Origin of the sequence: Ekhidna sp., assembly GCF_965228795.1 — a bacterium.
Lineage (GTDB): Bacteria > Bacteroidota > Bacteroidia > Cytophagales > Cyclobacteriaceae > Ekhidna.
Map to the genome: position 1 here is coordinate 3,465,965 of NZ_OZ245839.1, position 13,722 is coordinate 3,479,686.

The 13,722-nt window shown below is 40.4% G+C and carries 12 protein-coding genes; 3 read left to right on the forward strand and 9 right to left on the reverse strand.

Features of this window, described 5'->3' with window-relative positions; translation table 11 throughout:
- Window positions 1-4 precede the first annotated feature (4 nt).
- The 9 genes from ACQK2H_RS15500 to ACQK2H_RS15540 all read right to left on the reverse strand — a co-directional run bounded on the left by ACQK2H_RS15500 (window position 5) and on the right by ACQK2H_RS15540 (window position 9,973).
- The gene (locus ACQK2H_RS15500; protein ID WP_425392287.1) at window positions 5-718 is read right to left on the reverse strand and encodes an NADH:ubiquinone reductase (Na(+)-transporting) subunit D; all 714 of its coding nucleotides are present in this window, start codon (window positions 716-718) and stop codon (window positions 5-7) included.
- Window positions 715-1,464 (reverse strand): NADH:ubiquinone reductase (Na(+)-transporting) subunit C, encoded by a 750-nt coding sequence (nqrC, locus tag ACQK2H_RS15505; protein WP_425392288.1) that lies wholly within the window; start codon window positions 1,462-1,464, stop codon window positions 715-717. The genes ACQK2H_RS15500 and nqrC overlap by 4 nt, the downstream gene beginning before the upstream one ends.
- Window positions 1,451-2,641, reverse strand: coding sequence for an NADH:ubiquinone reductase (Na(+)-transporting) subunit B (locus ACQK2H_RS15510; RefSeq protein ID WP_425392289.1), 1,191 nt, complete (start codon window positions 2,639-2,641; stop codon window positions 1,451-1,453). The genes nqrC and ACQK2H_RS15510 overlap by 14 nt, the downstream gene beginning before the upstream one ends.
- 6 nt (window positions 2,642-2,647) lie before the next feature.
- Window positions 2,648-4,012 (reverse strand): Na(+)-translocating NADH-quinone reductase subunit A, encoded by a 1,365-nt coding sequence (locus tag ACQK2H_RS15515; protein ID WP_425392290.1) that lies wholly within the window; start codon window positions 4,010-4,012, stop codon window positions 2,648-2,650.
- 140 nt (window positions 4,013-4,152) lie between these two features.
- Entirely contained in the window at window positions 4,153-5,043 is an 891-nt protein-coding gene (locus ACQK2H_RS15520) for a 4-hydroxy-3-methylbut-2-enyl diphosphate reductase (protein ID WP_425392291.1), read from the reverse strand.
- Window positions 5,033-5,695, reverse strand: a complete 663-nt coding sequence (gene cmk / locus ACQK2H_RS15525; RefSeq protein ID WP_425392292.1) for a (d)CMP kinase — start codon at window positions 5,693-5,695, stop codon at window positions 5,033-5,035. The genes ACQK2H_RS15520 and cmk overlap by 11 nt, the downstream gene beginning before the upstream one ends.
- Window positions 5,696-5,848: 153 nt before the next feature.
- A complete protein-coding gene (gene fabD / locus ACQK2H_RS15530; RefSeq protein ID WP_425392293.1) occupies window positions 5,849-6,727 on the reverse strand; it encodes an ACP S-malonyltransferase in 879 nt (292 codons plus the stop codon).
- Window positions 6,728-6,764: 37 nt separating this feature from the next.
- On the reverse strand, window positions 6,765-7,181 hold the full coding sequence (locus ACQK2H_RS15535; protein WP_425392294.1) for a thiol-disulfide oxidoreductase DCC family protein: 417 nt from the start codon (window positions 7,179-7,181) through the stop codon (window positions 6,765-6,767).
- A complete protein-coding gene (locus ACQK2H_RS15540; protein WP_425392295.1) occupies window positions 7,160-9,973 on the reverse strand; it encodes a gliding motility-associated C-terminal domain-containing protein in 2,814 nt (937 codons plus the stop codon). The genes ACQK2H_RS15535 and ACQK2H_RS15540 overlap by 22 nt, the downstream gene beginning before the upstream one ends.
- 227 nt (window positions 9,974-10,200) lie before the next feature.
- On the opposite strand from ACQK2H_RS15540, the gene ACQK2H_RS15545 reads away from it, so the two are divergent.
- The 3 genes from ACQK2H_RS15545 to ACQK2H_RS15555 are packed head-to-tail and all read left to right on the forward strand — an operon-like array spanning window position 10,201 to window position 13,662.
- Window positions 10,201-10,869 carry a succinate dehydrogenase cytochrome b subunit gene (locus tag ACQK2H_RS15545; RefSeq protein ID WP_425392296.1) on the forward strand — a complete coding sequence of 223 codons (669 nt, stop codon included), beginning with the start codon at window positions 10,201-10,203 and terminating at the stop codon, window positions 10,867-10,869.
- Window positions 10,870-10,882: 13 nt separating this feature from the next.
- Complete coding sequence (locus tag ACQK2H_RS15550; RefSeq protein WP_425392297.1) at window positions 10,883-12,892, forward strand: fumarate reductase/succinate dehydrogenase flavoprotein subunit; 2,010 nt, start codon at window positions 10,883-10,885, stop codon at window positions 12,890-12,892.
- Window positions 12,893-12,900: 8 nt separating this feature from the next.
- The gene (locus ACQK2H_RS15555; RefSeq protein WP_425392298.1) at window positions 12,901-13,662 is read left to right on the forward strand and encodes a succinate dehydrogenase/fumarate reductase iron-sulfur subunit; all 762 of its coding nucleotides are present in this window, start codon (window positions 12,901-12,903) and stop codon (window positions 13,660-13,662) included.
- The last annotated feature ends 60 nt before the right edge of the window (window positions 13,663-13,722 follow it).

Below are 13,722 nucleotides of genomic sequence, written 5' to 3' on the forward strand. Positions count from 1 at the left end.
AATCTTAGTGTTCTACGTAACCGTTTTTCGTTCGCTGTATCCAAATAATAATTCCTAAAATAACAAACGCACCAATCGAATCTACGAAAAGACCGTTTGTTTGTAGCTCCGTTCCAAACAAGCTTCCAATTGAGCCATACACATCCCATTCCAATGGAGTACCTACAAACATGGTACCTCCACCAAGCAATTCTCTAAAAAAAGCAACTACTAAAATGATCCAGGCATATCCGAACCCACTCCCGAATCCATCGAGAATTGAATCATATGGTTTGTTTGCCATAGCAAAGGCTTCCAATCTTCCCATTACAATACAATTTGTAATAATCAGTCCAACGTAGGCGCCCAATACTTTATACATGTCGTAGCTATATGCTTTAAGTACTTCGCTCACCAATGTTACGAGTGTAGCAATGATGGCAAGCTGGACTATAATTCTAATCCTATTTGGTATCAATTTCCTCATCACAGAGGTGATAAGGTTTGCAAATACGATTACGAAAATTACCGCTATGGACATAATCATCGTGGGCTTAAACTGAACTGTCACAGCCAACGCTGAACAAATACCCAATACCTGAATTGTAATTGGGTTGTCATCATTTAAGGGATCAGAAACAATACGTTTTCTTCGCTTGGAAAACAAAGGCTCTGCTTGCTCTTTTGTTTTAAGCTCTACAGCTGATTCTGGTGAAACTTCTGCTATATCCGAACTCATAGACTTGCTGTTTTTTGTGTTTTTCTCTTCTCGATGAAAGATTTGTAATGTCCAAGGTAATTTTCTAACATGGCGTTAACTCCCTTACCAGTAATGGTCGCTCCTGACATTCCATCTACCTGATGCTCAGTCAAACCCTGATTTCCCTCACCTTTTAGCATCTTGATACTAACCAATTCACCTTGATCATTAAAAATTTCCTTTCCAATGTATCTATTTTGAACCGTTTCTTCTGTTATTCGAGCGCCTAGTCCGGGAGTTTCACTTTTATGGTCAAACGCTATTCCCTTAACAGTATTCAAGTCAGGTCCCAGCGCTATAAAGCTAGAAATCCAATCCCAAAGACCCGATCCAAACGTCGGGAAAATATAGGAATCAACTCCTTGACCGCTTTCACTAAACATAAAGACAGGATACAACCTTTCTTCCGGCGGAAACTTGGAGTTCCTTTGAATATTTACTTTTTCAGCAACAATGGGTTTTCCGTCTTTATCTTCAGTAACCTCATTCCCATTGATGTCAACAACCATAGAACTCACCTTTTGATCGTATAACGCCAAAAGTTCATTGGGGTCTTCGATTGTGGATATATCCATTACTGCACCTAAAATTTTCTTTTTGGTATCAATCTCCACTTGCTTATCCTGTAATGGCTTTAAGCCTACAGAAGCTAACGATAAAGCTCCTCCGAAAACTATCGTTAGAGCGATAGCAAATAAGATGACATATAAATTAGACTGTCGCACGTTTTAATCTTCTTTTTTTGTTTGCTTCTACAACATAAAAATCAATTAATGGAGCAAATACGTTCATGAATAGTATTGCTAACATTATTCCTTCCGGATATGCAGGATTTATTACCCTGATCAATACCGTAATAACACCAATTAGGAAACCGTAAATCCATTTCCCAAATTCTGTATGAGAGGCACTCACAGGATCAGTAGCCATAAATACAGCTCCGAATGCAAGACCTCCAATCACCAGGTGATAATAAGCCGGCATCTCCATGAAACTGTTGCCGCCCGTCAAATTGAATATACCACCCATAAACAAGGTTCCAAGCACTACACTCAGCATGATCTTCCAACTTCCTACGCCTGTTGCTATCAAAATAATTGCACCAACCAAACACATAAGTGTAGAGGTTTCACCAATACTTCCCGGAATTACTCCCATAAACATATTCCAGAAATCAAACATTCCCGAATACCAGTGATTCTCCGCTAAAGCCATCATGTTAGTGTCATTGGCAGCCGCTTCTGCACCGTATGCAAGAATTGTAGCTCCTGAGAATCCATCAACAGGTGTCTTATCACCAAAATAGGTCCATACATTACCGGATATATCAGTCGGATAGGCAAAGTATAAGAACACTCTGGCTGTAAGCGCCACATTCAGGATATTCATCCCGGTTCCTCCGAATACTTCTTTACCAATAATTACTGCAAAAACAGTAGCTAGTGCCACTTGCCACAATGGAATAGTGGCAGGCATGATCAAAGGAATAAGCATCCCGGTTACCAGAAAGCCTTCTTCTACAGGTCGTTGGTATATCACACAAAAGGTGAATTCAGTTAGAAGTCCAACACCATATGAAACTGCAATAATTGGAACAACTTTTAGTATTCCAATCCAAAACTTATCAAGAAGACTTGCTTCAACACCTGTTGCAATAAAGTGCTGGTGACCAACATTCCACATTCCGAAAATCAGACAAGGGATCATTGCTATGATCACCGTCATCATTACTCGCTTTAGATCTGTTGCATCCTTAATTTGCGTTCCTCTCTTACCAGTGGTAATATCAGGTGCGAAAAAGATCGTTCTGTGTCCCTCATAGATTGGATAGAACTTTTCGAACTTCCCACCTTTTTCAAAAAGGGGCTTAAGATCATCGAATTTTTTCTGCAAAAACTTCATTCCTGCTTATCCTTCTTTAATTAAATCAATTCCTTCTCTAAGTATCTCCTGAAGTGGATTTTTAGACACATCCACAAATTCACAAAGCGCCACATCCTCTTCTACCACTTCGTAAATACCAAGTGCTTCCATATCATCATAGTCTTCTGCCAGGATCGCCTTAAATAAATAAGTTGGCAAAATATCCATCGGCATCACTTCTTCAAAAGTGCCTGTAACTACGAAATTTCTTTCCTCACCGTGGGTGTTGGTATCAACCTCAAATTCTTTGTTCTTTCCATTCAAGAACGTCAACATTCCGAACGCCTTATGGAAACTAAGCTTCTTAGTAGTTGGTAAAATCCAACCAAAGAATTCTTCATACTTTCCTTCAGGAATTACAGTTACTTGATTATGATAATATCCAAGGTACCCTTCAATTCCTACTCCCTCACCTGTTAATACATTTCCAGATATATATCTGTTATCTGTTCCTTCTATGGAATCTGCAAGTTTATTAAGGCATGCACCAGCATACATTTTTGCATATCCTCTCTCCTTCATTTGAGAGCCTGTAAGTGCCACTAATCTTGAAGTGTCATATTTCCCTTCCAGGAATAACTTACCAATCAATGCCACTCCAACCGGATTTACCGTCCAGACAACATCTCCTTTTGCTATTGGATCGATATGGTGTATTTGAACACCTACGTTCCCCGCCGGATGCGGACCTGATACAGCGTTTAACTGCACATTTTTTGTCTGAGAGAAAAGCTGAGAAACTTCTGCTTTTCCATCAACATTTAAGTGAACAGTACCAGGCGTGAATTTCTTAAGGATATCTATACCAGCCTGAAAGTATTGCTCTTGCCCATTTAATATAAAATCATAGTCAGGGCCTAAAGGATTGCTATCAAATGCAGATATAAAAATGGACTTAGGGGTATCCTCAGGATTGGCTATACAACCGTATGGCCGCATAATAATATTTGTCCAACCACCTGACTGCTTCAGCTGAGTTAGCGCATCTTCTTTGGATAAACCACCCAAATCTGATGGGGAGTACTTTTTGAAACTTTCAAATTCTACCTCTTTGTCAGCTAGAATTTTTACCTCGAGTACTTTTCTCTTCTCTCCTCTTTTGATTTCTACAACCTCACCACTAACCGGAGAGGTGTACAAAATCTCTTCATCGTTTCGTTCAAAAAACAACGGAGAGCCAGCTTTCACGGTTTCACCTTCTTTAACCACCACTTTGGGACGCTTTAGGCCACTAAAATCAGTGGGCTTCAACGCGTAGGTGTCCGGCTGGGGTACTTCAATTATCTTTTTTTCTGCCTTTCCGGCCAGGTTTAAGTCAAACCCTTTTTTCAGCTTTATTGTCTGAGACATATTTCTTACTTGGGAGAACGTCTAAAAAACGAGGCAAACTTAATCAATATACGATTTAACCCCCGTCAAATTTTCAATAAAAAAGCTCATTAATTAGCTATTGTCCTACAAACTATATTTTCAGTGTTTGGTTTGCTACATCAAGCTAATGCAGGCTCGTTATCTTTTAGATATGCTGCTACCTGTTCCATCAACCATGTAGGTGTAGAGGTAGCTCCGCATATACCAACTGAATCGTCCGGTTCTAACCAATTCAGATCAATTTCTTTTTCACTTTCCACAAAATAGCTTCGTGGATTATTGGATAAGCACACATTATATAGAGCCTTTCCGTTAGAGCTTTTTCTACCGGCTACAAAAATGATTACATCGTGTTTTTGAGAGAACTTTACCATGTGAGGCTCTCTGTTAGAGACCTGTCGACAAATGCTATCATTGGCATTGAAATCATCTGCAACTGAGAGTAGCCCCTGCTTTTCAATTCTTTTTTCTATCTCTTCTTTGATGGAGTAAAAGCCTTTGGTACTCTTAGTCGTTTGTGAGTAAAGTGTAATGGGTCTTGAAAAATCCACTTTTTCTAAATCATCAGGCCCTGTAATGATTATTGCTTCGTTATCGGTTTGTCCCGTAAGACCTATCACTTCTGCATGTCCTGGTTTGCCGTAAATCACCAATTGACCATTTTTATGCTTGGTCAGATCGTATGCGTTTTTCACTCTGTTTTGAAGTTTCAAAACAACAGGACATGAAGCATCAACCAGTTCTATATTATTCTCGATAGCAATCTGATATGTTTCAGGCGGCTCACCGTGCGCACGAATTAAAACCTTACAGTTTTTAAGGTTTTTCAATTCATCCCTGGTGATGGTTCTCAAACCTTTATTGTAAAGTCTTTCCACTTCCATGGAATTATGAACAATGTCACCTAAACAATAAAGCTCCTGACCTTCAGCCATTTCATCTTCTGCCATTTGAATGGCAAACTCTACGCCGAAGCAGTAACCTGAATTTTCGTCAATCTCAACTTGCATATATTATCGATTCAGCCATTTCAACAATTTTATCGATCTGTTGATTCAAAGTTAGACGAGATGTATCTATCTCCTTTGCATCATCAGCCATTTTTAGCGGACTATCTTTCCTTGAGCTATCAATGCGATCTCGCTCTTTTAAGTTCTCTTTAATGACTTCAAGCGACTCATTCATTCCTTTCTTCTCCAGCTCTTTTCTTCTTCGCTCTGCTCTTATGTCCATTTCTGCAGTCATGAAAACCTTTAGCTCTGCATCGGGAAAAACCACCGTACCAATATCTCTTCCGTCCATCACCACACCTTTTTGTTCCCCCATTTTCCGCTGCTGTTCTACCAGTTTTGATCTAACCTCGGAAATAGCACTCACCTGGCTAACGTTTTGATTCACTTGCATGGTTCTTATTTCATGATCAACATTTTGATTGTTGACCAATATGGAAGAACCTTCGAACGACAAAGTACAATTTGCTAAACTCTTGCTTAGCTCCTGCTCATTTTGAAAGTCGATATTGTGTGTTAAAAGGTAATAGGTGATAGCTCGATACATAGCTCCACTGTCTATGTAAGTATAACTTAAGCGTGAGGCTACTTGTTTTGCAGTTGAACTTTTTCCGGTACCTGAGTATCCATCAATTGCTATTACTATTTTCATATAACTAGCAATCTTTTATCGGACAAGGAATAGGTTTACCACGCTTCACTTTTTTATTGTTCTTTTTATGAGAGGATGACGGCCCTTTCCGACAACCTTCTGCGCCGATCAGGATCGCTCCCATAAAAAGGATGATTATGAATCGATTTATTTTCATGAAATACCTGAAACTGTCATTTCTCTATCTACTTTCTTTACTAAGCCCTGCAATACTTTACCCGGCCCACATTCAACAAACATTGAAGCACCATCAGCAATCATGTTTTGAACAGATTGTGTCCAACGAACGGGAGAAGTGAGTTGTAAAACAAGGTTTTTCTTGATTGAATCAATATCTGAATATCCTTTTGCATCCACATTTTGATAAACCGGGCAATTAGGTGCGCTAAAGGTTGTATTCTGTATAGCTTCTGCCAATTCTTCCCTAGCCGGTTCCATGAGTGGTGAATGAAATGCCCCTCCAACAGGAAGCACCAGTGCACGTTTTGCTCCCGCTTCTTTCAGTTTTTCGCATGCTGCATTTACCGCTGCAACTTCTCCACTAATCACTAACTGTCCGGGGCAGTTATAGTTCGCTGCAACTACTATTCCGTCTGTTTCCTCACAAACCTTTTCCACAGTCTCGTCTTCAAGCCCTAAAACTGCTGCCATTGTGGATTCCTGCTTTTCACATGCCTTTTGCATTGCCATGGCTCGCTTTGATACGAGTGAAAGTCCATCTTCAAAACTTAAAACTCCATTGGCTACCAATGCTGAAAACTCCCCCAATGAATGTCCGGCAACCATGTCCGGATTAAAATCTTCAGAGGTAAGAGCAGCTACCACACTGTGAATAAATATGGCAGGTTGTGTCACTTTAGTCTGCTTTAATTGCTCATCCGTGCCAGAAAACATGATACTCTTGATGTCAAAACCAAGAATATCGTTTGACTTATCGATTAATTCTTTGGCTGAAGAGTGGTTATCATAAAGTTCTTTGCCCATGCCTGAAAACTGGGCACCCTGTCCGGGAAAAACGTATGCTTTGCTCATAATTAATATTTGTTCGCTACAAAAGTAGGCAATCCAATTAATCAAGAAACCGACTTTTCATCTCAGGAGATGGGATCATGCATTGATCCTTCTTTCCAAACCACTTATATCTGTTTTTCGCTATAATATCATATACCCAATCCCTAATGAATTTTGGGATGATAATGAGTCCATACAATGCCGGCCACAAACCATTAAGTTTCCTCGCGATATGTAAAGCAGCGGTACTTTTAGTCTTGATTGAACCTCTGTGTTTTAAAACTATGCTCTGAAGGTTATCCTCCTCAGATAATGTAGCAGGAAGATTTTCTTTTGCATATTCAGATTGTAAAGAGGCAAAAAGAAATTGCTCTTTTTCGTCTCTTTTTATAACAAACTGGACTGAAGAATTGCAGAGGTTGCAAACTCCATCAAAAAGAATAATCGGTTTTTCTATCGAATGATCTGTACCCACCCGTTTATAACCTGAACTTCATCATCAGGGTTCAGTCTTTTTGATCGTATTTCAGCAGAATAGTAATAGATCCCAGCAGGAACTTCTTGCCCTCTTTTATTCGTTCCGTCCCAGTTAATCAAAATCGACTTTTCCGGATCGTCAGAATCATACTCAAACAGCTCCGCTCCTGCTCTATTGAAAACCTTGAACAAAACTGACTCTACAAAACGAGGACAGTTTTCAGGATCTTTAAGCGGTCTGAATGTGTCATTTTTCCCATCACCATTGGGGGTAATCACATTCGGCAAGATGTATCTCGGACAGTTATCATTACAAATGACTTCTGATGATATACTTTCATTTCCGGATCTATCAACCGCAGTTATTTGATAACACCCTGCCAGGGATGTCAACCCTGAGTGTGAGAATGACAGTTCATTTGTTTGTGCTAATAGCTCAAATGACTCCTCTAATCCACTTGGTGAAAAGTAAATCCGGTATTGTTGAATGTCATCATCACAGCTTGGGTCTCCATCCTCAATCCAAGAAAATTCATTACTAAACTGATTATCGATACCGCATGGAATACTTTCCAGTTGCTGTTCACATGTTAGTGAAGCATTAAATTGCACGGATACAGGCGGACAAGGAGGTATTGTGTCATTTGGCTGGACACATACAATTTGAGCATTATTCAAAAGAGGTTCCGGTAATAGCTCATTATCATAAGTACCACTTGTAGTGATATAGTAGCAATATTCAATTTCTTCATCCAGTATAATTCCATTAAACCTGCCATCATCTAAATATGATAAGCCCTCCACTGTGACATCTACCGAATCAATCAGCTGAATACTAGAAAGGTCACTACTATTTACATTGTCTCGCCAGATGTAATGATATGGGAATGACTGGGAGCTGTTGGACCATGGTACATTGGCTTCCCAGTCCAGCTGAATCGCTCCAACTAATGGTGTTGGACTCAACCATACAGAGGAAGCTTGCTGCGAGGTATCTACCGGCTGATTTGTATTGTCATAAAGGACGATCTTATAGGAATAGGAATTATCCTCAGTATTTAATCCTGTATCTGTAAACGACAGGTTAGTTGAAGGACCATCGATTGATACAAAATCATTTCCAAAACCCTGACCGTTCCTTCTTAATACCTCGTATTGATAAGGAGCATCTAATGCACTCCTTTGAATGGGCTCTGTCCATTCGAGAGCTATTACACCATTTATTTCATCGGTTTCTTCAACAGACACTTTAGTGATAACCGGTGTATCAATGATCAGGCTATCACATGCTTCTTCAGAAGCAATACTCGTACCTCCTGCTGGTAAAGGAAACTTAGCCACCAATCTGTAGCAATATTTTGAGCCCGGAGACAATCCTATTCCAGCGTTATTATCAACATAGGATGTTTCATTGATACCAAGTGTTTCAATCAATTCATATCCTGAATTTTCCGGGATACCCGGATTACAGGTAGGATCAATCTCAAACTCACCTACCCTCCTCCAAACTTGCATGGAGTCTGCATTTGTACAGGAATAATCATCCCAAGCTAGTTCAATACGTCTTCCTGTTGTAGTTTCAGCAGTGAGACCTGTTGGAGGTGGGCCAACCACCGTAATTCGCCAGGTTTCAAAATTTACAAGTCCCGGAGGATTTGGTATACCAGGTATGTTTGGTTGATCCGTGGCTTTGAACTGAACCTCGTATGGTGCGATCCTTACCTGACTACAGCTAGTACCCCATTCAAAATTAAGAATCGAAGGTGGGCCTTGGAATTCTCCCGGATCAGGAGAAACGGATGCTGAAGGAGATACTTCAAATGGCCCTCCAAATGCTTCTATCTTCACTGGGTCACCATCCGGATCTGTACCGGTTATAATGCTGGTAATGGTTTCACCAGCAACAACACAGGTGTCTTCAGGAATCTCTAGTTCCGGGGGTTCATTTTCATAATCCCAAATAATTATTTGCATATCCCGAGTCACAAACCCTAATCGTATCAACTCACCGTTTACACGCCTCCACTCTTCGACAACAAAGGCCACATTGAATTCACGATTCTCCTGGTCTGGAATGGTGGCACCTCCAGGAGCATCCCAAGTTAGGGTTCCGGTAGAAGGATCAATGGATAGTGTGGGCTCACCGTCTCGTTGGCTATTTCCTTCCCCAAAATTCTCATAAAAAGAAGGATCAATAAGTGAGAGATAACCATTCACTTCTAAGTCACGGTCTTGCTTGGGAGTAGTGAAAAAATAAGAAAGGCTATCCCCATCCGGATCAAACGCACCAGGGTTGTGTTCAAAAATACCCCCTACAACTCCCTGATCAATCGGAGGCACTGTAAAGAACGGTGTACTATTGATTAATAAAGGATCAATAACAACAAGTGTTTCTACATAAAAAGTGGTACTGATAGATCCTGAGATGTTTTGAATTTCTGCATTTCGGAAATCTTCTTTGTAACTAACCAGGTAATTCCCCGGTCCCGGATAAGTGTATGCAACTGTAAATGACCATTTTTCAACGCCATTGCCTAAGTCTTCGATAGGTCCCCAGGGAATATTCTCATCAGGATCATCTCCATATAATCCTTCTTGTCCAACCCCAACATCCAGAATACCTTGCCCAAATGGCACACCTTCAACATCTCGATATCCAATAAAAGTAATTTCATACGTCAATCCGGAAACATGCTTAACAATTACCTCTCCTGCACGAATGTGTGTTGCTCTTGATATAAGAGATGCTGTTAGAAGTAGAAGAAAAAGGATATATCTGAAATGCTTCATTGGAGCCAATTGAATATAATTTGTAAATCTAACATGGATTTGCAAGACACTTTACATTGATTACCGAACAAGAATCATGCATCTTTGGTTGTATTCAAACAATTTAAAAACTGTTAAAACTTATTTCTCAAAGAATATTATTTAGAATCAGTCAAAAATGAAATTTGGAATTGGTCGACAAACATTCTGAATTTACCTTTGGCACAAATCCAATAATCCTAAATTAAATGAGTAAGCAACTTTTTTCAGGCAGCATCGGCAGAAAATTCGCCATGGCGCTTTCGGCACTGTTCCTGATCATATTTTTATTGCAGCATTTCTCTATCAACTTCACTTCTGTTTTTAGCGAGGAGCTATTTAACGAGTTATCCCATTTTATGGGCACAAACCCGCTCGTTCAATTTGTTCTTCAACCTGTACTTATGTTCGGAGTAGCTTTCCATTTCATTATGGGGTTCATTCTTGAGATAAGAAACAGGAATTCCAGAGAAGTTAGCTATGCGAAAAATAATGGAGCAGCCAATTCAACCTGGATGTCTCGAAACATGATCTGGAGTGGTCTTTTCATTCTTTTCTTTCTCGGATTTCATTTTTATGATTTCTGGATTCCAGAGATGAATTATAAATACATTGAAATGAAGCCGGAAGATCCGGACAGGTATTATGAGGAAGTAGTGCATATGTTTGAAAACCCTGTTCGGGTAATTATATACTCACTTTCTTTTGTTTTTCTGGCACTACACCTGATGCACGGATTCCAGTCTGCATTCCAATCAATGGGTGCACGACACAACAAATACACACCGGCAATTCAAAAGCTTGGAAAAGCGTACGCGATATTGATTCCAGCTGGTTTCATATTTATTGCGGTTTATCATTATGTCAATTCTTTATAAGAAATAAATAGGTATGTCAACTTTAGATTCTAAAATACCTGAAGGTCCAATAGCTGAAAAGTGGACCAATCATAAAAACAACATCAGACTGGTAAACCCAGCCAATAAACGTCTTATAGATGTGATTGTGGTAGGAACCGGTCTTGCAGGTGGTTCTGCAGCGGCAACATTGGCCGAGTTGGGTTACAATGTGAAAGCATTTTGCTATCAGGATTCACCAAGAAGAGCACACTCCATTGCTGCTCAAGGTGGTATCAACGCAGCAAAAAACTACCAGGGTGACGGTGATTCCACCTACCGACTTTTTTACGACACGGTAAAAGGTGGTGATTACCGATCAAGAGAAGCGAATGTTTATCGGTTAGCAGAGGTATCTACCAATATCATTGATCAGTGTGTGGCTCAGGGCGTACCGTTCGCGAGAGATTACGGAGGTTTGCTTGACAATCGATCTTTTGGTGGAGTACAGGTTTCCAGAACTTTCTATGCTAAAGGTCAAACCGGTCAGCAGCTTTTATTAGGTGCTTATTCTGCTATGTCTCGCCAGATCGGTAAGGGGAAAATTAAAATGTACAATCGCCATGAAATGATGGAGTTGGTGATTGTAGATGGCAAAGCACGAGGGATTATTGCGAGAAACCTGGTAACAGGCGAAATTGAGAGACATTCAGCTCACGCTGTAGTAATAGCTTCCGGTGGGTACGGAAACATTTTCTTCCTTTCGACCAACGCAATGGGATCCAATGTTTCAGCTGCATGGAAAATTCATAAAAAAGGAGCCCACTTTGCAAATCCATGTTTCACCCAAATTCACCCTACCTGCATTCCTCAGCATGGCGAGCAGCAATCTAAGCTGACATTGATGTCAGAGTCACTGAGAAACGATGGGCGAATCTGGGTGCCAGCTAAAAAAGAAGATGCTGAAGCTATACGGGCAGGAAAACTAAAACCTACCGACCTTAAAGAAGAGGATCGAGATTACTACCTGGAAAGAAGGTACCCTTCTTTTGGTAACCTAGTACCTAGAGATGTGGCTTCCAGAGCAGCGAAAGAGCGATGTGATGCTGGATTTGGAGTAGGAACAAACGAATCCGGTGAGGCTGTGTATCTGGATTTTGACGCAGCTATCATGAGATATGGTCGTGAAGAAGTCAACGTGAAAGGTATTCATGATGCAGATGACAAAAAGGTACGTGAGCTTGGTGAAAAAGTAGTTGAAGCTAAGTATGGCAACCTCTTTGAAATGTATGAAAACATAACAGGAGACAATCCATACAAAACACCAATGAAAATCTATCCTGCAGTGCATTACACTATGGGTGGTGTTTGGGTTGACTATAACCTGATGACGTCCATTCCTGGATGCTATGCGTTGGGTGAAGCAAACTTCTCTGATCACGGTGCAAACAGACTTGGTGCCTCTGCTCTGATGCAAGGACTTGCTGACGGTTACTTCGTGATTCCTTACACTATCGGTGATTATTTGGCGGATGACATCCGAACCGGGTCAATTCCAACTGATACAAAGGAATTTGAAGAAGCGGAAAAAAATGTCAGGGAAAAGATTGAATTTTTTGTCAACAATGGAGGTAAACACTCTGTTGACTATTTCCATAAGCGATTAGGTAAAATCATGTGGAACAAAGTAGGAATGGCAAGAAATGAGAAAGGCTTAAAAGAGGCTATAAAGGAAATTCAGGAACTACGAGAACAGTTCTACAAAGAGGTAAGAGTTCCCGGATCTCCGGATGGTATCAATCAAGAATTGGAAAAAGCCGGTAGAGTGGCAGATTTCCTTGAATTAGGTGAGCTTTTTGCAAGAGATGCACTGGAACGTAACGAATCATGCGGAGGTCACTTCAGAGAAGAATACCAAACGGAAGAAGGTGAAGCTGTTCGTGATGATAAGAATTACACTTATGTAGCAGCCTGGGAATACACAGGTGAGCCATCTAAAGCCAAATTGCACAAAGAAGATTTAAAATATGAGAACATAGAGTTGAAGACTCGTTCTTACAAATAATAGAAGATATGTCAGCAGCAAAAGAATTAAATCTTACACTGAAAGTCTGGAGACAGAAAAGCGAAAAAGATAAAGGTCGAATGGAGACCTATCAGGTATCTAACATTTCGGAGGATAGTTCTTTCCTTGAAATGATGGATATACTTAATGAGCAGCTAATTGAAAACGGTGAGGAACCAATCGCATTTGATCACGATTGTCGAGAAGGGATCTGCGGGAGCTGTTCCATGTATATCAATGGTGAAGCGCATGGGCCGGGAAAAAGAATGACTACTTGCCAGCTCCATATGCGTAAATTCAAAGATGGGGATACCATCTATGTAGAGCCATGGAGAGCCAAAGCATTTCCTGTAATCAAAGATTTGGTAGTAGACAGAAGCGCCTTTGATCGAATCATGAATGCCGGTGGTTTTATTAGTGTAAATACCAGTGGAAACACTCAGGATGCGAATGCCATTCCAATCGATAAGCATGATGCTGATAAAGCTTTTGATGCAGCAACCTGCATTGGATGTGGCGCATGTGTAGCCTCATGTAAAAACGCTTCCGCTTCATTGTTCGTTTCTGCAAAAGTTTCTCAACTATCCCTCCTACCTCAAGGACAAGTAGAGGCACATGATCGAGTACAGAACATGGTGAAGCAGATGGATGAAGAAGGTTTTGGAAACTGCTCCAATACCGGAGCTTGCGAGGTAGAATGTCCGAAAGGAATCTCAATTGAAAACATCGCTCGAATGAATCGAGAATATCTGAAGAGTACAATTAGCTAAGTAGCTAACAACAAGACAATTAGAAGCTCACAGCAATGTGGGCTTTTTTTATGCCCACAA